This window comes from uncultured Escherichia sp., assembly GCF_948475835.1.
Taxonomy (GTDB): Bacteria; Pseudomonadota; Gammaproteobacteria; order Enterobacterales; family Enterobacteriaceae; genus ECMA0423.
Window position 1 is genome coordinate 1 of sequence record NZ_CAOLGM010000062.1, and the last position, 24,602, is coordinate 24,602.

21 protein-coding genes are annotated in these 24,602 nt (G+C 50.8%); 17 read left to right on the forward strand and 4 right to left on the reverse strand.

Annotation, left to right across the window (positions count from 1 at the left end; all coding sequences use genetic code 11):
* The 11 genes from QZF50_RS13280 to QZF50_RS13335 all read left to right on the forward strand — a co-directional run.
* On the forward strand, positions 1-499 hold a 499-nt coding region (locus QZF50_RS13280), incomplete at its 5' end, for a pyridoxal-dependent decarboxylase (protein ID WP_000295429.1).
* Positions 500-654: 155 nt separating this feature from the next.
* Positions 655-2,190, forward strand: coding sequence for an acid resistance gamma-aminobutyrate antiporter GadC (gadC, locus tag QZF50_RS13285; protein WP_000246019.1), 1,536 nt, complete (start codon positions 655-657; stop codon positions 2,188-2,190).
* A 130-nt stretch (positions 2,191-2,320) separates the two neighbouring features.
* Positions 2,321-3,640, forward strand: coding sequence for a glycoside hydrolase family 10 protein (locus QZF50_RS13290; RefSeq protein ID WP_000350395.1), 1,320 nt, complete (start codon positions 2,321-2,323; stop codon positions 3,638-3,640).
* A gap of 371 nt (positions 3,641-4,011) precedes the next feature.
* Entirely contained in the window at positions 4,012-5,394 is a 1,383-nt protein-coding gene (gene dosC, locus QZF50_RS13300; RefSeq protein ID WP_000426266.1) for a diguanylate cyclase DosC, read from the forward strand.
* 24 nt (positions 5,395-5,418) lie between these two features.
* The gene (gene dosP, locus QZF50_RS13305) at positions 5,419-7,818 is read left to right on the forward strand and encodes an oxygen-sensing cyclic-di-GMP phosphodiesterase DosP (RefSeq protein ID WP_290388887.1); all 2,400 of its coding nucleotides are present in this window, start codon (positions 5,419-5,421) and stop codon (positions 7,816-7,818) included.
* A gap of 257 nt (positions 7,819-8,075) precedes the next feature.
* Positions 8,076-8,657, forward strand: a complete 582-nt coding sequence (gene ddpX / locus QZF50_RS13310) for a D-alanyl-D-alanine dipeptidase (protein ID WP_001285833.1) — start codon at positions 8,076-8,078, stop codon at positions 8,655-8,657.
* 13 nt (positions 8,658-8,670) lie between these two features.
* Complete coding sequence (locus tag QZF50_RS13315; RefSeq protein WP_000830556.1) at positions 8,671-10,221, forward strand: ABC transporter substrate-binding protein; 1,551 nt, start codon at positions 8,671-8,673, stop codon at positions 10,219-10,221.
* Position 10,222: 1 nt separating this feature from the next.
* A complete protein-coding gene (locus QZF50_RS13320) occupies positions 10,223-11,245 on the forward strand; it encodes an ABC transporter permease (RefSeq protein WP_000145129.1) in 1,023 nt (340 codons plus the stop codon).
* Positions 11,242-12,138 (forward strand): D,D-dipeptide ABC transporter permease, encoded by an 897-nt coding sequence (gene ddpC, locus QZF50_RS13325; protein WP_000979608.1) that lies wholly within the window; start codon positions 11,242-11,244, stop codon positions 12,136-12,138. Before QZF50_RS13320 ends, ddpC begins: the two co-directional genes overlap by 4 nt.
* On the forward strand, positions 12,135-13,121 hold the full coding sequence (locus QZF50_RS13330; RefSeq protein ID WP_000193564.1) for an ABC transporter ATP-binding protein: 987 nt from the start codon (positions 12,135-12,137) through the stop codon (positions 13,119-13,121). The genes ddpC and QZF50_RS13330 overlap by 4 nt, the downstream gene beginning before the upstream one ends.
* A complete protein-coding gene (locus QZF50_RS13335) occupies positions 13,114-14,040 on the forward strand; it encodes an ABC transporter ATP-binding protein (protein WP_001285536.1) in 927 nt (308 codons plus the stop codon). Before QZF50_RS13330 ends, QZF50_RS13335 begins: the two co-directional genes overlap by 8 nt.
* Before the next feature lie 55 nt (positions 14,041-14,095).
* Here the strand turns inward: QZF50_RS13335 and osmC are convergent, their stop codons facing one another.
* Positions 14,096-14,527 carry a peroxiredoxin OsmC gene (osmC, locus tag QZF50_RS13340; RefSeq protein ID WP_000152305.1) on the reverse strand — a complete coding sequence of 144 codons (432 nt, stop codon included), beginning with the start codon at positions 14,525-14,527 and terminating at the stop codon, positions 14,096-14,098.
* 344 nt (positions 14,528-14,871) lie between these two features.
* Between osmC and bdm the strand changes: the two genes are divergently transcribed.
* The 5 genes from bdm (at position 14,872) to QZF50_RS13365 (ending at position 18,755) form a co-directional block, all read left to right on the forward strand.
* A complete protein-coding gene (bdm, locus tag QZF50_RS13345) occupies positions 14,872-15,087 on the forward strand; it encodes a biofilm-dependent modulation protein (protein ID WP_000495766.1) in 216 nt (71 codons plus the stop codon).
* Between the two features lie 101 nt (positions 15,088-15,188).
* Entirely contained in the window at positions 15,189-15,326 is a 138-nt protein-coding gene (sra, locus tag QZF50_RS13350) for a stationary-phase-induced ribosome-associated protein (RefSeq protein ID WP_000841554.1), read from the forward strand.
* 156 nt (positions 15,327-15,482) lie between these two features.
* Positions 15,483-17,180 (forward strand): malate dehydrogenase, encoded by a 1,698-nt coding sequence (maeA, locus tag QZF50_RS13355; protein WP_000433475.1) that lies wholly within the window; start codon positions 15,483-15,485, stop codon positions 17,178-17,180.
* Between the two features lie 133 nt (positions 17,181-17,313).
* Complete coding sequence (adhP, locus tag QZF50_RS13360; protein WP_000642407.1) at positions 17,314-18,324, forward strand: alcohol dehydrogenase AdhP; 1,011 nt, start codon at positions 17,314-17,316, stop codon at positions 18,322-18,324.
* A 146-nt stretch (positions 18,325-18,470) separates the two neighbouring features.
* Positions 18,471-18,755, forward strand: coding sequence for a HigA family addiction module antitoxin (locus tag QZF50_RS13365; protein WP_000781370.1), 285 nt, complete (start codon positions 18,471-18,473; stop codon positions 18,753-18,755).
* A gap of 50 nt (positions 18,756-18,805) precedes the next feature.
* Here QZF50_RS13365 and fdnI read toward each other — a convergent pair whose 3' ends face one another.
* The 3 genes from fdnI to fdnG are packed head-to-tail and all read right to left on the reverse strand — an operon-like array spanning position 18,806 to position 23,396.
* Positions 18,806-19,459, reverse strand: coding sequence for a formate dehydrogenase-N subunit gamma (gene fdnI, locus QZF50_RS13370; RefSeq protein ID WP_000045648.1), 654 nt, complete (start codon positions 19,457-19,459; stop codon positions 18,806-18,808).
* Positions 19,452-20,336, reverse strand: coding sequence for a formate dehydrogenase N subunit beta (gene fdnH, locus QZF50_RS13375; protein ID WP_001240582.1), 885 nt, complete (start codon positions 20,334-20,336; stop codon positions 19,452-19,454). The genes fdnI and fdnH overlap by 8 nt, the downstream gene beginning before the upstream one ends.
* Positions 20,337-20,348: 12 nt before the next feature.
* Positions 20,349-23,396 (reverse strand): formate dehydrogenase-N subunit alpha, encoded by a 3,048-nt coding sequence (gene fdnG, locus QZF50_RS13380; RefSeq protein ID WP_149015911.1) that lies wholly within the window; start codon positions 23,394-23,396, stop codon positions 20,349-20,351.
* A gap of 231 nt (positions 23,397-23,627) precedes the next feature.
* Between fdnG and yddG the strand changes: the two genes are divergently transcribed.
* On the forward strand, positions 23,628-24,509 hold the full coding sequence (yddG, locus tag QZF50_RS13385) for an aromatic amino acid efflux DMT transporter YddG (protein WP_000198200.1): 882 nt from the start codon (positions 23,628-23,630) through the stop codon (positions 24,507-24,509).
* The last annotated feature ends 93 nt before the right edge of the window (positions 24,510-24,602 follow it).

A 24,602-nucleotide genomic window follows, 5' to 3' on the forward strand; every position in this document is an offset into this window, starting at 1 on the left:
CAACGTTGACTACCTGGGTGGTCAAATTGGTACTTTCGCCATCAACTTCTCCCGCCCGGCGGGTCAGGTAATTGCACAGTACTATGAATTCCTGCGCCTCGGTCGTGAAGGCTACACCAAAGTACAGAACGCCTCTTACCAGGTTGCCGCTTATCTGGCGGATGAAATCGCCAAACTGGGGCCGTATGAGTTCATCTGTACGGGTCGCCCGGACGAAGGCATCCCGGCGGTTTGCTTCAAACTGAAAGATGGTGAAGATCCGGGATACACCCTGTACGACCTCTCTGAACGTCTGCGTCTGCGCGGCTGGCAGGTTCCGGCCTTCACTCTCGGCGGTGAAGCCACCGACATCGTGGTGATGCGCATTATGTGTCGTCGCGGCTTCGAAATGGACTTTGCTGAACTGTTGCTGGAAGACTACAAAGCCTCCCTGAAATATCTCAGCGATCACCCGAAACTGCAGGGTATTGCCCAGCAGAACAGCTTTAAACATACCTGATAACGTTTAACGGTAACGGTGTCCCGAAACGAACCCGTTTCGGGACAATTTCCAAAGTCTGTTCACTGGCATTAGCAACGGAAAATATTGTTCTGAATACGCTTCAGAACAAAACAGGTGCGGTTCCGACAGGAATACCGTTTTAGGGGGATAATATGGCTACATCAGTACAGACAGGTAAAGCTAAGCAGCTCACATTACTCGGATTCTTTGCCATAACGGCATCGATGGTAATGGCTGTTTATGAATACCCTACCTTCGCAACATCGGGCTTTTCATTAGTCTTCTTCCTGCTATTAGGCGGGATTTTATGGTTTATTCCCGTGGGACTTTGTGCTGCGGAAATGGCCACCGTCGACGGCTGGGAAGAAGGTGGTGTCTTCGCCTGGGTATCAAATACTCTGGGGCCGAGATGGGGATTTGCAGCGATCTCATTTGGCTATCTGCAAATCGCCATTGGTTTTATTCCGATGCTCTATTTCGTGTTAGGGGCACTCTCCTACATCCTGAAATGGCCAGCGCTGAATGAAGACCCCATTACCAAAACTATTGCAGCACTCATCATTCTTTGGGCGCTGGCATTAACGCAGTTTGGTGGCACGAAATACACGGCGCGAATTGCTAAAGTTGGCTTCTTCGCCGGTATCCTGTTACCTGCATTTATTTTGATCGCATTAGCGGCTATTTATCTGCACTCCGGTGCCCCCGTTGCTATCGAAATGGATTCGAAGACCTTCTTCCCTGACTTCTCTAAAGTGGGCACACTGGTTGTATTTGTTGCCTTCATTTTGAGTTATATGGGCGTAGAAGCTTCCGCAACTCACGTCAATGAAATGAGCAACCCCGGGCGCGACTATCCACTGGCTATGTTACTGCTGATGGTGGCGGCAATCTGCTTAAGCTCTGTTGGCGGTTTATCTATTGCGATGGTCATTCCGGGTAATGAAATCAACCTCTCCGCAGGTGTAATGCAAACCTTTACCGTTCTGATGTCCCATGTGGCACCGGAAATTGAGTGGACGGTTCGCGTGATCTCCGCACTGCTGTTGCTGGGTGTTCTGGCGGAAATCGCCTCCTGGATTGTTGGTCCTTCTCGCGGGATGTATGTCACAGCGCAGAAAAACCTGCTGCCAGCGGCATTCGCTAAAATGAACAAAAATGGCGTACCGGTAACGCTGGTCATTTCGCAGCTGGTGATTACTTCTATCGCGTTGATCATCCTCACCAATACCGGTGGCGGTAACAACATGTCCTTCCTGATCGCACTGGCGCTGACGGTGGTGATTTATCTGTGTGCTTATTTCATGCTGTTTATTGGCTACATTGTGTTGGTTCTTAAACATCCTGACTTAAAACGCACATTTAATATCCCTGGTGGTAAAGGGGTGAAATTGGTCGTGGCAATTGTCGGTCTGCTGACTTCAATTATGGCGTTTATTGTTTCCTTCCTGCCGCCGGATAACATCCAGGGTGATTCTACCGATATGTATGTTGAATTACTGGTTGTTAGTTTCCTGGTGGTACTTGCCCTGCCCTTTATTCTCTATGCTGTTCATGATCGTAAAGGCAAAGCGAATACCGGCGTCACTCTGGAGCCAATCAACAGTCAGAACGCACCAAAAGGTCACTTCTTCCTGCACCCGCGTGCACGTTCACCACACTATATTGTGATGAATGACAAGAAACACTAACCATGTCTGAATGGTTATAAGACAAGGGAGCGATAAGTCATCGCTCCCTTTTTCGTGCTTGCTGTCGTATTGACTTAACCGGGATAAGTACGAGAATGAGCGCACATCTGTTTACCGGAAACCAGCACATATGGATATCTGCTCCCGAAACAAGAAATTAACGATTAGAAGACCAGCGATACTAGTTGCACTGGCACTTTTACTGTGTAGTTGTAAAAGCACGCCTCCAGAGTCCATGGTGACACCACCAGCAGGTTCAAAGCCACCAGCCACGACGCAACAATCGTCACAACCGATGCGTGGCATCTGGCTGGCCACGGTTTCTCGGCTCGACTGGCCACCGGTTTCCTCGGTTAACATTAGTAACCCCACCAGCCGGGCCCGTGTACAACAACAGGCGATGATCGACAAACTGGATCATCTGCAACGTCTCGGCATAAACACGGTCTTTTTCCAGGTCAAGCCGGACGGTACCGCCCTGTGGCCATCGAAAATTTTGCCGTGGTCCGATCTTATGACCGGTAAGATTGGTGAAAATCCGGGTTACGATCCGCTGCAATTTATGCTCGACGAAGCCCACAAGCGTGGGATGAAAGTACACGCCTGGTTTAACCCCTATCGCGTATCGGTTAATACGAAGCCCGGTACTATCAGGGAACTGAATAGCACTCTGTCTCAACAACCGGCGAGCGTCTATGTGCAACACCGTGACTGGATCAGAACGTCTGGCGATCGCTTTGTCCTCGACCCGGGCATCCCTGAGGTTCAGGACTGGATCACATCAATAGTCGCTGAAGTGGTTTCCCGCTATCCGGTAGATGGCGTGCAGTTTGACGACTATTTCTATACTGAATCACCGGGTTCACGGCTAAATGATAACGAAACGTACCGTAAATACGGAGGCGCATTTGCGTCAAAAGCAGACTGGCGGCGCAACAATACTCAGCAGTTAATTGCAAAGGTATCACACACCATTAAAAGCATTAAGCCGGGAGTCGAATTTGGCGTTAGCCCGGCAGGCGTGTGGCGTAACCGATCACACGATCCGCTCGGTTCCGATACCCGAGGCGCGGCAGCCTATGACGAATCCTACGCTGACACCCGTCGATGGGTGGAACAAGGATTGCTGGATTACATTGCTCCCCAAATTTACTGGCCGTTCTCACGGAGTGCCGCGCGTTATGACGTGTTGGCAAAATGGTGGGCGGATGTCGTTAAACCGACCAGGACCCGCCTGTATATCGGTATCGCCTTCTATAAAGTGGGTGAACCTTCAAAGATAGAGCCAGACTGGATGATTAACGGCGGCGTACCGGAACTGAAAAAGCAGCTCGATCTTAACGATGCGGTACCAGAAATTAGCGGCACCATCTTGTTCCGTGAGGACTATCTGAATAAACCGCAGACTCAACAAGCGGTCAGCTATCTGCAAAGTCGTTGGGGCAGTTAAACTCCCATGCTTACTTTGTAACAAGCCGGTGCTTTACCCACCGGCGTGTTACACCTTGTGAAATATCCCACTAGTAATCATGCTTACATAAGTCAAATTAACCACGCAATTAACCACACTTAGTTAAACAGCTATAAATCCCTAATAAAAATGTATGAATATGAAAAACCATACGATATTCGCTGTCACCGAAAAATAATTACGATGGGCTATACTCTTCTGAAGAACAGTAGCGTAGATTAAAACTGTCCTAAGTCGCTTATTTCTTTTCAGTATATCTTCATATTTCAGGAGAATATGGTGCAGTTAGTCGATCTCGCACGTTGCGTTTTGATTCCGTCTGATTTCCCAGCCTTATAAGGGTGTGAATTATGGAGATGTATTTTAAAAGAATGAAAGATGAGTGGACCGGACTTGTCGAACAGGCAGATCCTCTCATTCGTGCTAAAGCCGCAGAAATTGCCCTTGCGCATGCTCATTATCTGAGTATCGAGTTTTATCGAATTGTCCGCATCGACCCGCATGCCGAAGAATTCTTGAGTAATGAACAAGTTGAGCGGCAGTTGAAAAGTGCGATGGAACGCTGGATTATTAACGTGCTTTCTGCCCAGGTTGACGATGTCGAAAGGCTAATACAAATCCAGCATACCGTCGCGGAAGTGCATGCCCGCATAGGAATTCCGGTAGAAATTGTCGAGATGGGGTTTCGGGTGCTGAAAAAAATCCTCTATCCGGTAATCTTCTCTTCGGATTATTCCGCCGCAGAAAAACTTCAGGTCTACCATTTCTCGATTAACAGTATTGATATCGCTATGGAAGTGATGACCCGCGCGTTTACCTTTAGTGACAGTAGTGCCTCAAAGGAAGATGAAAACTATCGTATCTTCTCGTTACTGGAAAACGCCGAAGAAGAAAAAGAACGGCAAATAGCCTCAATACTTTCATGGGAAATAGATATTATCTATAAAGTCCTGCTGGATTCTGATTTAGGCAGCAGTTTGCCTTTAAGCCAGGCTGATTTTGGCCTGTGGTTTAACCATAAAGGTCGACATTATTTTAGCGGCATTGCCGAAGTGGGCCATATCTCCCGTCTGATTCAGGATTTCGACGGTATTTTCAATCAAACCATGCGTAACACCAGGAATTTGAATAACAGAAGTTTGCGGGTGAAATTTCTATTACAGATAAGAAATACCGTATCGCAAATTATTACCTTGCTGCGTGAATTGTTTGAAGAAGTATCGCGCCACGAAGTCGGTATGGATGTACTGACGAAATTACTTAACCGCCGTTTCCTGCCGACTATCTTCAAACGCGAAATTGCCCATGCCAACCGGACCGGTACACCGCTGTCAGTGCTGATTATTGACGTTGATAAATTCAAAGAGATCAACGATACGTGGGGCCATAACACTGGCGATGAAATTCTGCGTAAAGTCTCTCAGGCCTTTTATGACAACGTCCGCAGTAGTGATTATGTTTTCCGCTACGGGGGCGATGAATTTATCATTGTTTTGACTGAAGCTTCTGAAAACGAAACGTTACGTACCGCAGAACGTATTCGCAGTCGGGTGGAGAAAACCAAACTGAAAGCCGCAAACGGCGAGGATATTGCCCTCTCACTTTCCATCGGTGCCGCCATGTTTAATGGTCATCCTGACTATGAGCGCCTCATTCAAATAGCCGATGAAGCTCTGTATATCGCCAAAAGACGAGGTAGAAACCGTGTTGAACTCTGGAAAGCCAGTCTTTAGATGCGCCAAGATGCAGAGGTAATCATGAAGCTAACCGATGCGGATAATGCCGCCGATGGCATTTTTTTCCCCGCCCTTGAGCAAAATATGATGGGTGCGGTGTTAATTAACGAAAATGATGAAGTGATGTTTTTCAACCCCGCCGCAGAGAAGCTCTGGGGGTACAAACGTGAAGAAGTCATTGGCAATAACATTGATATGCTGATTCCGCGGGATTTGCGTCCTGCGCATCCTGAATACATTCGTCACAACCGTGAAGGCGGTAAAGCGCGCGGCGAGGGGATGAGTCGGGAGCTGCTGCTGGAGAAAAAAGACGGCAGTAAAATCTGGACCCGTTTTGCGCTATCGAAAGTGAGCGCCGAGGGGAAAGTTTATTACCTGGCGCTGGTACGGGATGCCAGCGTAGAAATGGCGCAAAAAGAACAGACCCGACAATTGATTATTGCCGTTGACCATCTCGACCGACCGGTGATTGTCCTCGATCCGGAACGCCATATTGTGCAGTGCAATCGCGCATTTACAGAAATGTTTGGTTACTGCATTAGCGAAGCCAGCGGTATGCAGCCCGATACACTCCTGAACATTCCTGAATTCCCTGCCGATAACCGCATTCGTTTACAACAGTTGCTATGGAAAACCGCCCGCGATCAGGACGAATTTCTGCTGTTGACGCGCACCGGTGAAAAAATCTGGATTAAAGCCTCTATCAGCCCGGTTTATGACGTGCTCGCGCATCTGCAGAACCTGGTAATGACCTTCTCGGATATCACCGAAGAACGGCAAATCCGCCAGCTTGAAGGCAATATTCTCGCCGCCATGTGCAGCAGCCCGCCATTTCATGAAATGGGGGAAATCATTTGTCGTAACATCGAATCTGTTCTCAACGAATCGCATGTTTCGCTGTTCGCACTGCGCAACGGGATGCCGATACACTGGGCGTCATCTTCGCACGGTGCAGAAGTTCAAAATGCGCAAAGCTGGTCAGCGACCATTCGTCAGCGTGATGGCGCGCCTGCGGGGATCCTGCAAATTAAAACCTCGTCAGGAGCAGAAACCAGCGCCTTTATCGAACGCGTGGCAGATATCAGTCAGCATATGGCCGCGCTGGCGCTGGAACAGGAAAAAAGCCGCCAGCATATTGAACAACTCATCCAATTTGATCCGATGACCGGTCTGCCAAATCGCAATAACCTGCACAATTACCTCGATGACCTGGTCGACAAAGCCGTCTCTCCCGTGGTGTATCTCATCGGTGTTGACCATATTCAGGATGTGATTGATAGCCTTGGCTATGCGTGGGCCGATCAGGCATTGCTGGAAGTGGTCAATCGCTTTCGTGAAAAACTCAAACCGGATCAGTATCTCTGTCGTATCGAAGGTACGCAGTTTGTCCTCGTGAGCCTGGAAAACGACGTCAGTAACATTACCCAGATCGCCGATGAGCTACGGAATGTGGTCAGCAAGCCGATAATGATTGACGATAAACCCTTCCCGCTTACCTTGAGTATTGGCATCAGCTACGACGTGGGTAAAAACCGCGATTACCTGCTCTCCACTGCTCACAATGCAATGGATTATATTCGCAAGAATGGCGGTAACGGCTGGCAGTTCTTCAGCCCGGCGATGAACGAAATGGTAAAAGAGCGTTTGGTTTTAGGCGCAGCGCTGAAAGAAGCGATTAGCAATAACCAACTGAAACTTGTTTACCAGCCGCAAATCTTCGCAGAAACGGGTGAACTGTACGGCATCGAAGCCCTTGCGCGCTGGCACGATCCCCAGCATGGTCATGTGCCCCCTTCACGGTTTATTCCTCTCGCAGAAGAGATTGGTGAAATCGAAAATATTGGGCGCTGGGTCATCGCGGAAGCTTGCCGTCAGTTAGCAGAATGGCGTAGCCAGAATATTCATATCCCGGCGCTTTCCGTTAACTTGTCGGCACTGCACTTTCGCAGTAATCAACTGCCTAATCAGGTGTCTGATGCAATGCACGCCTGGGGTATTGACGGCCACCAGCTGACGGTAGAAATCACGGAAAGCATGATGATGGAACACGATACCGAAATCTTTAAGCGCATTCAGATCCTGCGTGATATGGGCGTGGGCTTATCGGTAGATGATTTTGGTACGGGCTTTTCCGGATTATCCCGCTTAGTCAGTCTTCCGGTAACGGAAATCAAAATTGACAAAAGTTTTGTCGATCGTTGTCTGACCGAAAAACGCATCCTTGCCTTACTTGAAGCCATTACCAGCATTGGGCAAAGCCTCAATTTAACCGTCGTGGCGGAAGGCGTCGAAACCAAAGAGCAATTTGAGATGCTACGCAAGATCCACTGTCGCGTTATTCAGGGATATTTCTTTTCCCGCCCCCTACCCGCCGAAGAAATTCCAGGCTGGATGAGCAGCGTGTTACCGCTGAAAATCTGACAAATTCCTCTCGCCCGCACTCGCGGGTTTTCATTTAACGTGACACTGTCACTTAAATACTGTGATTTCAGCTACGATTCCGGGAGATTCCTTCCTTAACTTCCCCTCTTGCACCAAAACTGCACTACGCTGCACAAATGTTGATCAAAAGTTAAAAAATATAACTTTAAGCCAGCATTCTGGCGCTTATCCCGGCATGGCATGAGATCTGCATAAGCGGAAAGCGCAGCAATTTTTGTCTTATACAGGAACCGTTTATGTCGGATACCACCGAACTGGTTGATTTAGCCGTAATCTTCCCTGATCTGGAGATCGAATTGAAATACGCCTGCGCTGATAACATCACAGGTAAAGCTATTTATCAGCAAGCGCGTTGTCTGCTACACAAGGATGCGATTACCGCGCTGGCGAAAAGTATCAGTATCGCCCAGCTGTCAGGCTTACAACTGGTGATTTACGATGCGTATCGCCCACAACAAGCACAGGCGATGTTGTGGCAAGCCTGCCCAGACCCGCAATATGTTGTTGATGTGACGGTCGGTTCTAATCACAGCCGTGGCACGGCGATCGACCTGACGCTTCGTGATGAGCACGGGAACATCCTCGATATGGGCGCAGGGTTCGATGAAATGCACGAGCGCTCCCATGCCTATCACCCTTCCGTCCCGCCCGCCGCTCAGCGCAATCGGCTGTTGCTGAATGCGATAATGACTGGTGGCGGTTTTGTCGGTATCTCCAGCGAATGGTGGCACTTCGAATTACCCCAGGCAGCGAGTTACCCTCTGCTCGCTGATCAATTCTCTTGTTTTATATCCCCTGGCACACAGCACGTCAGTTAATCAGGAAACTGTCATGAAGAGATCGATATCGTTTCGTCCCACATTGCTCGCGCTCGTCCTTGCCACAAATTTCCCGGTTTCGCACGCCGCCGTACCGAAAGATATGCTGGTGATTGGTAAGGCCGCCGATCCACAAACCCTCGACCCGGCGGTAACAATAGATAATAACGACTGGACGGTGACCTACCCGTCTTATCAGCGGCTGGTTCAGTACAAAACGGACGGTGATAAAGGCTCAACCGACGTTGAAGGCGATCTGGCAAGTAGCTGGAAAGCGTCTGACGATCAAAAAGAGTGGACGTTCACCCTGAAAGATAATGCTAAATTTGCCGATGGCACACCTGTCACTGCCGAAGCAGTAAAACTTTCTTTTGAGCGGCTACTAAAAATCGGCCAGGGGCCAGCAGAAGCATTTCCCAAAGATTTAAAGATTGATGCTCCCGACGAACATACGGTGAAGTTTACCCTTAGCCAACCATTCGCACCGTTCCTCTACACGCTGGCGAATGACGGTGCATCCATTATCAATCCGGCGGTCTTAAAGGAACATGCAGCGGATGATGCTCGCGGCTTCCTCGCGCAAAATACCGCCGGTTCCGGACCATTTATGCTGAAAAGCTGGCAAAAAGGTCAGCAATTAGTTCTGGTGCCAAATCCGCATTACCCCGGCAATAAACCGAACTTTAAGCGAGTATCGGTAAAAATTATCGGTGAAAGTGCCTCCCGTCGCCTGCAGCTCTCCCGTGGCGACATTGACATTGCCGATGCGCTGCCGGTGGATCAACTCAACGCCCTGAAGCAGGAAAATAAAGTCAATGTGGCAGAGTATCCGTCACTGCGCGTTACCTATCTGTATCTGAATAACAGCAAAGCGCCTCTTAATCAGGCGGATCTACGTCGGGCCATTTCCTGGTCTACCGATTATCAGGGCATGGTTAACGGCATTCTGAGTGGTAACGGAAAACAGATGCGCGGCCCGATTCCGGAAGGCATGTGGGGCTACGATGCGACGGCAATGCAATACAACCATGACGAAACGAAAGCCAAAGCCGAATGGGATAAAGTGACGAGCAAACCCACCAGCCTGACGTTTCTCTACTCCGATAACGATCCGAACTGGGAGCCTATTGCTTTGGCGACACAATCCAGTCTCAACAAGCTGGGCATCAATGTGAAGCTGGAAAAGCTGGCGAACGCCACCATGCGCGACAGAGTGGGTAAAGGTGATTACGACATTGCGATTGGCAACTGGAGTCCGGATTTTGCCGACCCGTATATGTTTATGAATTACTGGTTTGAGTCAGACAAAAAAGGTCTGCCAGGCAACCGCTCGTTCTATGAAAACAGTGAGGTCGATAAGTTACTGCGCAATGCGCTTGCGACCACCGACCAGACGCAGCGTACCCGGGACTACCAGCAGGCACAGAAAATCGTCATTGATGACGCTGCTTATGTGTACCTGTTCCAGAAAAACTACCAACTGGCGATGAACAAAGAGGTGAAAGGCTTTGTGTTCAATCCCATGCTGGAACAGGTCTTCAATATCAATACCATGAGTAAATAACGTGACCTTCTGGAGTATTTTACGCCAACGCTGCTGGGGGCTGGTGCTCGTGGTGGCGGGCGTCTGCGTGATTACGTTTATTATCTCGCATCTGATCCCCGGCGATCCGGCGCGGTTGCTGGCTGGCGACCGCGCCAGCAATGCCATCGTGGAAAATATTCGCCAGCAATTGGGGCTCGACCAGCCGCTATACGTACAATTTTACCGCTACGTCAGCGACCTGTTTCATGGTGACCTGGGGACATCCATTCGTACCGGGCGTCCGGTGCTGGAAGAGCTGCGTATATTCTTCCCGGCGACGCTGGAACTGGCCTTTTGCGCCCTGCTGCTGGCGCTACTGATTGGCATCCCACTGGGCATACTCTCTGCCGTCTGGCGTAATCGCTGGCTGGATCATCTTGTCCGTCTGATGGCCATAACCGGAATATCCACACCTGCATTCTGGCTTGGGCTGGGCGTCATTGTGCTGTTTTATGGTCATCTGCAAATACTTCCCGGCGGCGGAAGGCTTGATGACTGGCTGGATCCACCAACGCACGTTACCGGCTTTTATCTGCTCGATGCGTTGCTTGAAGGCAACGGTGAAGTCTTCTTCAATGCGTTGCAACATCTCATCTTACCGGCATTAACGCTGGCGTTTGTTCACCTGGGGATTGTCGCCCGCCAGATCCGCTCAGCGATGCTGGAACAATTGAGTGAAGACTACATTCGTACCGCCCGGGCCAGCGGCTTGCCCGGCTGGTATATCGTTTTATGTTATGCGCTACCCAATGCGTTGATCCCATCGATTACCGTATTAGGTCTGGCGCTGGGCGATTTGTTGTATGGCGCAGTGCTCACCGAAACCGTTTTTGCCTGGCCCGGAATGGGGGCATGGGTAGTGACATCAATACAGGCGCTCGACTTCCCTGCGGTGATGGGATTTGCCGTCGTGGTTTCATTTGCTTATGTGCTGGTCAACCTGGTGGTGGATTTGCTCTATTTGTGGATTGATCCGCGTATCGGACGTGGAGGTGGTGAATGATGCTAAGCGAGGAAACGTCCGCCGTACGCCCACAAAAACAAACGCGATTTAACGGTGCAAAACTGGTATGGATGCTGAAAGGCAGTCCGCTCACCGTGACCGGCGCAGTCATCATTGTATTAATGCTACTGATGATGATTTTTTCACCGTGGCTGGCGACGCATGATCCCAACGCCATTGATTTAACCGCCCGCCTTTTGCCGCCTTCTGCGGCGCACTGGTTTGGCACCGATGAAGTGGGACGCGATCTGTTCAGCCGCGTACTGGTCGGCAGTCAGCAATCAATTCTCGCCGGATTAGTCGTGGTTGCCATTGCGGGTATGATTGGTTCGCTACTCGGATGTCTATCCGGTGTGCTTGGCGGACGCGCAGACGCCATCATCATGCGCATCATGGACATTATGCTGTCGATTCCTTCGTTGGTACTGACAATGGCACTGGCTGCCGCTCTCGGGCCGAGTTTATTTAACGCCATGCTGGCGATTGCTATTGTGCGAATTCCCTTTTATGTGCGCCTGGCGCGGGGGCAAGCATTAGTTGTACGCCAGTATACTTATGTTCAGGCGGCGAAAACCTTTGGCGCGTCTCGTTGGCATCTGATCAACTGGCATATTTTACGTAACTCCCTGCCGCCGCTGATCGTGCAGGCATCGCTGGATATCGGTAGCGCGATTTTAATGGCCGCCACGTTGGGATTTATTGGCCTGGGTGCACAACAACCGAGTGCTGAATGGGGCGCGATGGTAGCGAATGGTCGCAACTATGTACTCGATCAGTGGTGGTATTGCGCATTTCCGGGGGCAGCGATTTTGCTTACCGCCGTCGGGTTTAATCTCTTTGGTGATGGTATTCGCGATCTGCTTGACCCGAAAGCAGGAGGAAAGCAGTCATGACCCAACCCGTTCTGGACATTCAACAACTGCATTTGAGTTTCCCCGGTTTTAACGGCGACGTTCACGCGCTCAACAATGTGTCCTTGCAGATTAACCGCAGTGAAATTGTCGGTCTGGTGGGAGAATCCGGCTCAGGTAAATCAGTCACCGCAATGCTGATTATGCGTCTGCTACCGACGGGCAGTTATTGCGTACATCGGGGGCAGATTTCACTGCTGGGAGAAGATGTTCTTAACGCTCGGGAAAAACAGCTTCGTCAATGGCGCGGCGCACGAGTGGCGATGATCTTTCAGGAACCGATGACCGCCCTCAATCCGACACGTCGAATAGGTCTTCAGATGATGGACGTAATCCGCCATCATCAACCAATAAGTCGTCGGGAAGCCAGAGCTAAAGCGATTGCCCTGCTGGAAGAGATGCAAATCCCGGATGCCGTGGAAGTTATGTCGCGCTATCCGTTTGAGCTTTCAGGTGGTATGCGCCAGCGGGTAATGATTGCACTGGCATTCTCCTGCGAGCCGCAATTGATTATTGCCGACGAACCGACTACGGCGCTGGACGTCACGGTACAGTTGCAGGTACTGCGTCTGCTTAAACATAAAGCCCGCGCCAGTGGAACTGCGGTACTGTTCATCAGCCATGATATGGCCGTGGTGTCGCAACTGTGCGATAGCGTTTACGTGATGTATGCCGGAAGCGTGATTGAGAGCGGCGTGACGGCAGACGTTATCCATCATCCCCGGCATCCGTATACCATTGGTTTGCTGCAATGCGCACCAGAACATGGAGTACCACGCCAGCTATTACCCGCCATTCCAGGGACGGTACCAAACCTCACCCATTTGCCTGACGGCTGCGCTTTTCGCGATCGTTGCTATGCGGCAGGTGCACAGTGTGAAAACGTCCCGGCGCTGACAGCGTGTGGTGACAACAACCAGCGCTGCGCCTGTTGGTATCCGCAGCAGGAGGTCATAAGTGTCTGACACGTTATTAACGTTACGCGACGTCCATATCAATTTCCCGGCCCGTAAAAACTGGCTTGGTAAAACTACGGAACATGTTCATGCCATTAATGGTATTGATTTACAGATCCGCCGTGGTGAAACCTTAGGGATCGTCGGCGAGTCAGGCTGCGGCAAAAGCACCCTCGCACAGCTTTTAATGGGTATGCTGCAACCGAGCCACGGGCAGTACATCCGTTCTGGCTCACAACGCATTATGCAGATGGTGTTTCAGGACCCGCTCTCTTCGCTTAATCCGCGCTTACCGGTGTGGCGCATCATCACAGAACCGCTCTGGATAGCTAAGCGTAGTAGTGAACAACAGCGGCGAGCGTTGGCAGAGGAGTTGGCTGTGCAGGTGGGTATTCGTCCGGAGTATCTCGACCGCCTGCCTCATGCGTTCTCCGGCGGGCAGCGGCAACGTATCGCCATTGCCAGAGCACTCTCTTCGCAGCCTGACGTGATTGTGCTTGATGAGCCAACCTCTGCGCTGGATATCTCCGTTCAGGCGCAGATCCTCAATTTACTGGTAACGCTACAGGAAAATCACGGGCTGACCTATGTGCTGATTTCACACAATGTCTCGGTGATACGTCATATGAGCGATCGGGTGGCGGTGATGTATCTCGGGCAGATTGTAGAACTGGGCGACGCGCAGCAGGTGCTGACGGCACCTGCACATCCATACACCCGATTATTGCTGGATTCCCTCCCCGCCATTGATAAACCGCTGGAGGAAGAATGGGCATTACGTAAAACGGATCTGCCGGGAAACCGCACGTTGCCGCAAGGCTGTTTTTTCTACGAACGTTGCCCGCTGGCAACCCACGGATGTGAAGTCCGGCAATCATTAGCAATAAGGGAGGACGGACGTGAGCTCCGGTGCTGGCGGGCGCTGTAGAGATGCTAACAACGCATCAGGCATTCACGCGCCTGACGCGTCATCCGGCAATGCTTTACGATTTCAACTGGTAATCCAGCGTAATTTCCGCTTTCAGTACCTGAGAGACCGGGCATCCTGCTTTTGCTTTCTGGATGATGCCGTCAAAGGTAGAGGCATCAATACCCGGCACCGCAACTTCACTCTTCAGTGCGATTTTCGTAATCGCAAAACCGGCATCCACTTTATCCAGCGACACATCGGCGGTGGTATCAATCGATGTTGGCGTAAATCCCGCTTCCCCCAGCATTAATGAAAGCGCCATTGAGAAACATGCGGCATGCGCTGCGCCAATCAGTTCTTCAGGGTTGGTTCCTTTTTCGCCTTCAAAACGCGTGTTAAATCCATACGGCTGTTGGTTCAGCACGCCGCTCTCGGTGGATACTGTTCCCTTCCCGCGTTTGATATCGCCTTCCCAGTGTGCCTGACCTTTCTTATGGATTGTCATTGTTGCTCTCCTGTGGGCTTAAAAAGGAAATTATAGACTACGTGAGAAACCGCACGAGGATAAGCAGGATATTCCGAATAAAATACGGCGAAAATATTACTTCTGCACTTAAATTAAATTCCCACAATAGATAACCTGAAATATATATCTCAAGAGAGATTGCATCAATATTAATCAACTCATCACAATAATAATACCTATCAATATCATGGGGTTAAAATATAAAAATCATCAACCAGGACTAATCTTAACAACGAAGCGGCAAATATTTGCCATGCTGAATGTGCTTTATAAATCTGCGATCCGTAGCAGACACCATAAATACACAGACACGGAGAATCACTATGTTTACTTATTATCAGGCAGAAAATTCAACAGCAGAACCCGCTCTGGTTAATGCCATTGAGCAAGGCCTTCGGGCAGAGCACGGTGTTGTCACTGAAGATGACATTCTCATGGAGCTGACCAAATGGGTGGAAGCTTCTGATAACGACATCCTCAGTGATATCTACCAGCAAACGATCAATTATGTGGTCAGTGGCCAGCACCCTACGCTTTAAGGTGCTATGCTTGTTCGGCAACCTAATTTAGGGGTTTAGCACGTGTTTCTTCGCTACGGCGATGTTGTCCTTAAAACTAGCAACAGGATTGAGGAGTTAAAATGAAATCGAACCGTCAGGCACGTCATATTCTTGGACTGGACCATAAAATTTCTAACCAGCGCAAAATAGTTACCGAAGGTGACAAATCCAGCGTGGTAAATAATCCAACCGGCAGAAAACGCCCCGCTGAAAAGTAATTCATAACCATCAGTCCTCAATGACGATTAAACACCATTGCCTGCGCAATGGTGTTTTTGTTTTTATCTGCTCTATACTTGGGGCCGACGCCCTGGCGGTAAAGCAAAGACGATAAAAGCGTGCCAGGGATGGATATTCAAAAAAGAGTGAGTGACATGGAACCAAAAACAAAAAAACAGCGTTCGCTTTATATCCCTTACGCTGGCCCTGTACTGCTGGAATTTCCGTTGTTGAATAAAGGCAGTGCCTTCAGCATGGAAGAACGCCGTAACTTCAACCTGCTGGGGTTACTGCCGGAAGTGGTCGAAACCATCGAAGAACAAGCGGAACGAGCATGGATCCAGTATCAGGGATTCAAAACCGAAATCGACAAACACATCTACCTGCGTAACATCCAGGACACTAACGAAACCCTCTTCTACCGTCTGGTAAACAATCATCTTGATGAGATGATGCCTGTTATTTATACCCCAACCGTCGGCGCAGCCTGTGAGCGTTTTTCTGAGATCTACCGCCGTTCACGCGGCGTGTTTATCTCTTACCAGAACCGGCACAATATGGACGATATTCTGCAAAACGTGCCGAACCATAATATTAAAGTGATTGTGGTGACTGACGGTGAACGTATTCTAGGGCTTGGTGACCAGGGCATCGGCGGGATGGGCATTCCGATCGGTAAACTGTCGCTCTATACCGCCTGTGGCGGCATCAGCCCGGCGTATACCCTTCCGGTGGTGCTGGATGTCGGAACGAACAACCAACAGCTGCTTAACGATCCGCTGTATATGGGCTGGCGTAATCCGCGTATCACTGACGACGAATACTATGAATTCGTTGATGAATTTATCCAGGCTGTGAAACAACGCTGGCCAGACGTGCTGTTGCAGTTTGAAGACTTTGCTCAAAAAAATGCGATGCCGTTACTTAACCGCTATCGCAATGAAATTTGTTCTTTTAACGATGACATTCAGGGCACTGCGGCGGTAACAGTCGGCACACTGATCGCAGCAAGCCGCGCGGCAGGTGGTCAGTTAAGCGAGAAAAAAATCGTCTTCCTTGGCGCAGGTTCAGCGGGATGCGGCATTGCCGAAATGATCATCTCCCAGACCCAGCGTGAAGGATTAAGCGAGGAAGCGGCGCGGCAGAAAGTCTTTATGGTCGATCGCTTTGGCTTGCTGACCGACAAGATGCCGAACCTGCTGCCTTTCCAGACCAAACTGGTGCAGAAGCGCGAAAACCTCAGTGACTGGGATACCGACAGCGATGTGTTGTCACTGCTGGATGTGGTGCGCAATGTAAAACCAGATATTCTGATTGGCGTCTCAGGACAGACCGGGCTGTTTACGGAAGAGATCATTCGTGAGATGCATAAACACTGTCCGCGTCCGATCGTGATGCCGCTGTCTAACCCGACGTCACGCGTGGAAGCCACACCGCAGGACATTATCGCCTGGACCGAAGGTAACGCGCTGGTCGCCACTGGCAGCCCGTTTAATCCAGTGGTATGGAAAGATAAAATCTACCCTATCGCCCAGTGTAACAACGCCTTTATTTTCCCGGGCATCGGCCTGGGGGTTATTGCTTCCGGCGCGTCACGTATCACCGATGAGATGCTGATGTCGGCAAGTGAAACGCTTGCTCAGTATTCGCCGCTGGTCCTGAACGGCGAAGGTCTGGTACTACCGGAACTGAAAGATATTCAGAAAGTCTCCCGCGCAATTGCGTTTGCGGTTGGCAAAATGGCGCAGCAGCAAGGCGTGGCGGTGAAAACGTCTGCCGAAGCTCTGCAACAGGCCATTGATGATAATTTCTGGCAAGCCGAATACCGCGACTACCGCCGTACCTCCATCTAAGCCTGCGCCCGGTAGTGAAGGCTACCGGGCTATTTCTCTCTCCCTTTTTCAGATCTCATCCATACTGGGTAGTGGCGAATAAATCTCATTTGCCTCACCTGCTATGCAGAACATCATCCGAAAAGGAGGAACTATGAAGGCTGCAGTTGTTACGAAGGATCATCACGTTGACGTTACGGATAAAACACTGCGCTCACTGAAACATGGCGAAGCCCTGCTGAAAATGGAGTGTTGTGGTGTATGTCATACCGATCTTCATGTTAAGAATGGCGATTTTGGTGACAAAACTGGCGTAATTCTGGGCCATGAAGGCATCGGTGTGGTGGCAGAAGTTGGCCCAGGTGTCACCTCATTAAAACCAGGCGATCGTGCCAGCGTGGCGTGGTTCTACGAAGGATGCGGTCATTGCGAATACTGTAACAGTGGTAACGAAACGCTCTGCCGTTCAGTTAAAAATGCCGGATACAGCGTTGATGGCGGGATGGCGGAAGAGTGCATCGTGGTCGCCGATTACGCGGTAAAAGTGCCAGATGGTCTGGACTCGGCGGCGGCCAGCAGCATTACCTGTGCGGGGGTCACCACCTACAAAGCCGTTAAACTGTCAAAAATTCGTCCAGGGCAGTGGATTGCTATCTACGGTCTTGGCGGTCTGGGTAACCTCGCTCTGCAATACGCGAAGAATGTCTTTAACGCGAAAGTGATCGCCATTGATGTCAATGATGAGCAGTTAAAACTGGCAACCGAAATGGGTGCAGATTTAGCGATTAACTCACGCACCGAAGACGCCGCCAAAATTGTGCAGGAGAAAACCGGTGGCGCTCACGCTGCGGTGGTAACAGCAGTTGCTAAAGCTGCGTTTAACTCGGCAGTTGATGCTGTCCGTGCAGGCGGTCGTGTTGTGGCTGTCGGTCTGCCGCCGGAGTCTATGAGCCTGGATATCCCACGCCTTGTGCTGGATGGCATTGAAGTGGTCGGTTCGCTGGTCGGCACGCGCCAGGATCTAACCGAAGCCTTCCAGTTTGCCGCCGAAGGCAAAGTGGTGCCGAAAGTCGCCCTGCGTCCGTTAGCGGACATCAACACCATCTTTACCGAGATGGAAGAAGGCAAAATCCGTGGCCGTATGGTGATTGATTTCCGCCGTTAAGAGGCCTTTGCTGCGAGTGCCAGTCCTGGTGTCGCAGCATCGCACTCTCTCCGACATTAAATGGCTAAATGGATTATTGTTCCTTCCTACGCAACAATAATGATAGTGTTCCTGATGAAGGAACACTACTGAGAGTAAAGACACTGATGAAAATGGCCAATCATCCCCGCCCGGGGGACATTATTCAGGAATCGCTGGACGAACTTAATGTCAGCCTGCGCGAGTTTGCCAGAGCAATGGAAATTGCTCCCTCAACGGCAAGCCGATTGCTGACCGGAAAAGCAGCTTTGACACCAGAAATGGCGATTAAACTTTCCGTGGTGATCGGCAGTTCGCCGCAAATGTGGCTGAATCTGCAAAACGCCTGGAGTCTGGCAGAGGCAGAAAAAACGGTGGATGTGTCGCGACTACGCCGTCTGGTTACGCAATAAAAAAATGGCGCTTCTTAAAGCGCCATTTTCAGCTTAAAGTTCAAAAGAGATTATATCCCTTCTTCACTCTCTTTTTTCGCTTCTGCCTTCTCGATTTCACGATACCAGCGCGGATGGTGTTTCTTCGCCCAGCGACGGCTCACCTTCCCTTCGATCATCCCTTTAATCGACCCTTTCACCCAGAATGCCATATACATATGGATCAGGATGGCGTGGATCAGGATGATACCCGCAGCCGCGTGGATCAGCAGGCTGTAGCGAACAACCTGCATCGGGAAGTACTGCGCAAAGTACGGACGCCAGATAATCACCCCGGTCACCAGCAGCACGAAAATCATGCTCATGATCGACCAGAACATCATCTTTTGCCCGGCGTTGTACTTACCGACATCCGCCACTTTATGCTCATTGCCTTTCAATACTTCGACAATGTTCAACAGCCACGGAATATCTTTCTTATCCGGGATGTTGTGATGCACAAAACGCACAAACATAAACATCAGTGCGACGAAAATCGCAATGCCGAAAAACGGGTGCAAAATGCGTCCCATCTGCGGCGTACCGAAGGTTTGCGTCAGCCATTGCAGCGTCGGGAAGAAGAACGAAATCCCGGACAGCGCCACCAGGAAGAAGCAAATCACCACGGTCCAGTGACAGGCGCGATCAATAAATTTGGTGCGCACAATCATTTTCGACTTACTCATGATGATCCTCCTCGTCATCGTCCACTTCCTTATTCGGGCCAATACCGATGTAGTGGAAAATCAACCCGGCAAAAGTGGCAATAAAGCCAGCCGCTGCCAGCGGTTTCAACGCGCCTTTCCACAGGCTTACCGAGGTGTCGATCTTCGGATCTTTCGGCAGACCGTGATACAGCTCCGGCTGATCGGCGTGATGCAGCACGTACATAACGTGCGTACCACCGACCCCTTCCGGGTTGTAGACGCCAGCATGTTCGTAACCACGCGCTTTCAGTTTCGCCACGCGCTGTTCCGCCAGCTCCAGCATCTCCTTCTTGGTGCCGAAGTGGATAGCCCCGGTCGGACAGGTTTTCACACAAGCCGGTTCCTGGCCGACGCTGACGCGATCGACGCAGAGCGTGCATTTATATACCCGGTTATCCTCTTTGTTGAGGCGCGGAATATTAAACGGACACCCGGCAATGCAGTAACCACAGCCGATGCAGTTTTCCGACTGGAAATCGACAATCCCGTTAGCGTACTGAATGATTGCACCAGCAGACGGGCACGCCTTCAGGCAGCCGGGATCTTCACAGTGCATACAGCCGTCTTTACGGATCAGCCACTCCAGCTTGCCGTTCTGTTCGGTTTCGCTAAAGCGCATCACCGTCCAGGACTTGGCGCTCAGATCGGCGGGGTTATCGTAAACCCCGACGCAGTGCCCCACTTCATCACGGATGTCGTTCCACTCCGAACACGCCACCTGACAGGCTTTACAGCCGATACAGGTGGAAACGTCGATAAGTTTTGCGACTTCTGCTTTGTAATCACGCACCTGAGAAGGCGGCGTGATGGAGTTAGTTGCGGACCTTTTGATAATGTCCTGCGTTTCCATAGCCATCTGTTCGCCCCCTTACGCCTTCTCGATGTTGACTAAGAACGCTTTATATTCCGGCGTTTGCGAGTTTGCATCACCGACATTCGGCGTCAGAGTGTTAGCGATATAACCTTTACGCGCGACACCCTCAAAGCCCCAGTGGATTGGAATACCCACCGTTTCAACCTGCTGACCATTTACATTCAGTGGTTTCAGACGACGCGTTACCACAGCCACCGCGCGGATAAAGCCACGCTTGCTTGAGACAGTGACACGATCGCCATTATTAATGCCTTTCGCCGCCGCCAGCGTTTCGCTGATTTCCACAAACTGTTCCGGCTGAGCAATTGCGTTGAGCAATGCGTGCTTGGTCCAGGTGTGGAAGTGCTCGGTCAGACGATAGGTCGTACCCACATACGGGAACTGCTCTTTTTTACCCATCCGCAGTGCGTCTTGTTCATACAGACGAACAACCGGGTTAGACACCACGTTCGGATGCAGCGGGTTAGTGCCCAGCGGCGTTTCAATCGGCTCGTAGTGTTCCGGGAACGGACCTTCCGCCATTTTGTTGATGGCAAACAGGCGTCCCATCCCTTCCGGCTGCATGATAAACGGCCCGGTTGGCGTACCCGGTGCGGCATTGCCGAAGTCAGGAATATCGTTACCCGTCCACTTGCTGCCGTTCCACTGGATCAGCATCCGTTTCGGATCCCACGGTTTACCGTTGATATCCGCCGAAGCACGGTTGTACAGCACGCGACGGTTGAGCGGCCACGCCCAGGCCCATCCCAGCGTATTCCCCAGACCGGACGGGTCGGAGTTATCGCGGTTAGCCATCTGGTTGCCCTGCTCTGTCCAGCTACCGGTGTAGATCCAGCAAGACGATGCGGTGGTACCGTCATCACGCAGATGCGCAAAGCTACTCAGCAACTGACCTTTCTTCGCAATCAGCACGCCATTAGCGTCATAGAGATCTTCCAGCGCATAGCCGTTGTTCTCTTTAGCTACTTCGTCAGATTGCGGTTCGTGCGGCTGCTTGTAGTTCCAGCTCATCTTCATCAGCGGTTCTACGCCTTTACCACCTTCGGCCTGGTACAACTCGCGCAGATGATGGTAGATACCCGCCAGAATTTCGCCGTCGTTACGCGCTTCGCCCGGCGCGTCCTGACCTTTCCAGTGCCACTGCAACCAGCGACCGGAGTTAGCGATAGAACCATCCTCTTCAGCAAAGCAGGTCGAAGGCAGACGGAATACTTCAGTCTGAATAGACGCCGGATCGACATCGTTCGACTCGCCGTGGTTCTGCCAGAAGGTAGAGGTTTCAGTCACCAGCGGATCGATAACCACCATGTACTTCAGCTTGCTCAGGCAGCTCACCACTTTGTTTTTGTCCGGGAAGGACGCAACCGGGTTAAAGCCCTGGCAGAAATAACCGGTGACTTTGCCTTCATCCATCATGTTGAAATACTTGATGACGTCGTAGGTCTGGTCCCACTTCGGCAGCCAGTCATAGCCCCAGTTGTTCTCTTTCTGCGCGGCATCGCCATAGAAAGATTTCATCAGGCTAACGAAGAACTTCGGATAGTTGCTCCAGTAGTTCACCTGATCAGCTAGCGTCGCTTTCGGCGTGTTCGCTTCCAGATACGACTGCAAATCAACCTGTTTTTCTGACGGCAGCGTCAGATAACCTGGCAGGCTGGTAGAGAGCAGGCCTAAGTCAGTCAAGCCCTGAATGTTGGAGTGACCACGCAATGCGTTCACGCCGCCACCGGCCATACCCATGTTACCGAGCAGCAACTGGATCATCGCCATAGTACGGATGTTCTGCGCACCCACAGTGTGCTGCGTCCAGCCCAGCGCGTACAGGAAGGTGGTTGTGCGATCCGGTGCGCTGGTGGAGGCCAGCACTTCACACACTTTCAGGAAGTCGGCTTTTGGCGTACCACAGATGTTTTCAACAACGTCCGCCGTGTAGCGGGAAACGTGCGCTTTCAGCAGGTTCCACACACAGCACGGATGAGTCAGTGTTTCATCGCGTTTCGCATAGCCGTTTTCATCGAACTGATAGTTCCAGGACGATTTATCGTATTGCCGTTTTTCAGCGTCGTAGCCGCTGAACAGACCGTCTTCGAAAGCAAAATCATCACGCACCAGCAGGCTGGCGTTGGTGTAATGCTTAACGTATTCGGCGTTGATTTTGTCGTTTTCGATCAGGTAGCGCAAAACGCCAGACAGGAACGTAATGTCCGTACCGGAACGAATAGGTGCGTAAATATCCGCCACAGAAGCGGTACGCGTAAAACGAGGATCGACAACGATCAAGGTTGCATCGTTGTTGTTTTTCGCTTCCATCGCCCAGCGGAAACCGACGGGATGCGCTTCAGCAGCGTTACCGCCCATTACCATTACGACGTTAGCGTTTTTGATATCCACCCAGTGGTTGGTCATCGCACCGCGACCAAATGTTGGAGCAAGACTTGCTACCGTTGGTCCGTGTCAGACGCGCGCCTGGTTGTCTACCGCCAGCATCCCGAGGGAGCGGGCAAATTTCTGTGTCAGCATCCCGGTTTCGTTGCTGGCACCGGAGGCACACAGCATACCGGTAGAAAGCCAACGGTTTACCGTTACGCCCTGCTCGTTCTTTTCAATAAAGTTAGCGTCACGGTCAGCTTTCATCAGCTTTGCAATACGGGAGAATGCTTCTTCCCAGCTAATGCGCTGCCATTTGTCAGAACCTGGCGCACGATATTCCGGGTAGCGCAGACGGTTTTCGCTGTTGACGTAATCCAGCAAACCGGCCCCTTTTGGGCACAGCGCACCACGGCTTACCGGATGATCCGGGTCACCTTCAATGTGATAAATCGCTTCTCTGGCGTTTTTCGCGCCATCACCCAGGCTATACATCAATAGCCCGCAACCTACGGAACAGTATGTGCAGGTGTTACGGATCTCTTTAGCGCGTAATAATTTGTAGTTTCGCGCCTGAGCCAGTGCTTGCTTCGGGGCAAAGCCCAATGCCGCTACCGTTGTTCCAGCCATACCGCCCGCGCAGATTTTAAAAAATTGTCTGCGACTGACGTCCATTGCTTTCCTCTTTTTTCAGGGGTATTACTGCGCGAGGAAACTAACAGTAAAATTCTGAATCTTTTTGCGCGAAATCAAAAAGAACACGTGTTTGCCACAAAATAATCCGCCTGCGCAAATTGACCTACCTCAATAGCGGTAGAAAAACGCACCACTGCCTGACAGGCCAGTTAAAAAAATGCTATAAAATTCAGCTTAATTTTTAACGGCAAGAGAGACAAAACAGCGAGCATGACACGACAAAAAGCAACGCTCATAGGGCTAATAGCGATCGTCCTGTGGAGCACGATGGTAGGATTGATTCGCGGTGTCAGCGAGGAGCTCGGCCCGGTCGGCGGCGCAGCTGCTATCTATTCATTAAGCGGGCTGCTGTTAATCTTCACGGTTGGATTTCCGCGTATTCGGCAGATTCCGAAAGGCTATTTACTCGCCGGGAGTCTGTTATTCGTCAGCTATGAAATCTGTCTGGCGCTTTCCTTAGGGTATGCGGCGACCCGTCATCAGGCGATTGAAGTGGGTATGGTGAACTATCTATGGCCCAGCCTGACAATTCTCTTTGCCATTCTGTTTAATGGTCAGAAAACCAACTGGCTGATTGTACCAGGATTATTATTAGCCCTGGTCGGCGTCTGCTGGGTGTTAGGCGGTGATAATGGGTTACATTATGATGAAATCATCAATAATATTACCACCAGCCCATTGAGTTATTTCCTGGCGTTTATTGGTGCGTTTATCTGGGCAGCCTATTGCACAGTAACGAATAAATACGCACGCGGATTTAACGGAATTACCGTTTTTGTCCTGCTAACGGGAGCAAGTCTGTGGGTTTACTATTTTCTCACGCCACAACCAGAAATGGTATTTAGCACGCCCGTCATGATTAAACTCATCTCTGCGGCATTTACCTTAGGATTTGCTTATGCTGCATGGAATGTCGGTATACTGCATGGCAATGTCACCATAATGGCGGTAGGCTCGTATTTTACGCCCGTACTTTCCTCAGCGCTTGCAGCCGTGCTGCTCAGCGCCCCGCTGTCGTTCTCATTCTGGCAAGGCGCGCTAATGGTCTGCGGCGGTTCCCTGCTCTGCTGGCTGGCGACACGTCGTGGTTAAAATAATTGCCGGGTCTACGGCCCGGCAGTTAATCAGATAAATTCCGACAATATTAAAAAATAAATTTCAAATACCAGTAATTCACCTTATATC

Coding starts and splice junctions, on each gene's coding strand:
- gadC (WP_000246019.1), top strand. CDS start 655: ATGGCTACATCAGTACAGACAGGTAAAGCTAAGCAGCTCACATTACTC.
- QZF50_RS13290 (WP_000350395.1), top strand. CDS start 2,321: ATGGATATCTGCTCCCGAAACAAGAAATTAACGATTAGAAGACCAGCG.
- dosC (WP_000426266.1), top strand. CDS start 4,012: ATGGAGATGTATTTTAAAAGAATGAAAGATGAGTGGACCGGACTTGTC.
- dosP (WP_290388887.1), top strand. CDS start 5,419: ATGAAGCTAACCGATGCGGATAATGCCGCCGATGGCATTTTTTTCCCC.
- ddpX (WP_001285833.1), top strand. CDS start 8,076: ATGTCGGATACCACCGAACTGGTTGATTTAGCCGTAATCTTCCCTGAT.
- QZF50_RS13315 (WP_000830556.1), top strand. CDS start 8,671: ATGAAGAGATCGATATCGTTTCGTCCCACATTGCTCGCGCTCGTCCTT.
- ddpC (WP_000979608.1), top strand. CDS start 11,242: ATGATGCTAAGCGAGGAAACGTCCGCCGTACGCCCACAAAAACAAACG.
- QZF50_RS13330 (WP_000193564.1), top strand. CDS start 12,135: ATGACCCAACCCGTTCTGGACATTCAACAACTGCATTTGAGTTTCCCC.
- osmC (WP_000152305.1), bottom strand. CDS start 14,527: ATGACAATCCATAAGAAAGGTCAGGCACACTGGGAAGGCGATATCAAA.
- bdm (WP_000495766.1), top strand. CDS start 14,872: ATGTTTACTTATTATCAGGCAGAAAATTCAACAGCAGAACCCGCTCTG.
- sra (WP_000841554.1), top strand. CDS start 15,189: ATGAAATCGAACCGTCAGGCACGTCATATTCTTGGACTGGACCATAAA.
- maeA (WP_000433475.1), top strand. CDS start 15,483: ATGGAACCAAAAACAAAAAAACAGCGTTCGCTTTATATCCCTTACGCT.
- adhP (WP_000642407.1), top strand. CDS start 17,314: ATGAAGGCTGCAGTTGTTACGAAGGATCATCACGTTGACGTTACGGAT.
- QZF50_RS13365 (WP_000781370.1), top strand. CDS start 18,471: ATGAAAATGGCCAATCATCCCCGCCCGGGGGACATTATTCAGGAATCG.
- fdnI (WP_000045648.1), bottom strand. CDS start 19,459: ATGAGTAAGTCGAAAATGATTGTGCGCACCAAATTTATTGATCGCGCC.
- fdnH (WP_001240582.1), bottom strand. CDS start 20,336: ATGGCTATGGAAACGCAGGACATTATCAAAAGGTCCGCAACTAACTCC.
- yddG (WP_000198200.1), top strand. CDS start 23,628: ATGACACGACAAAAAGCAACGCTCATAGGGCTAATAGCGATCGTCCTG.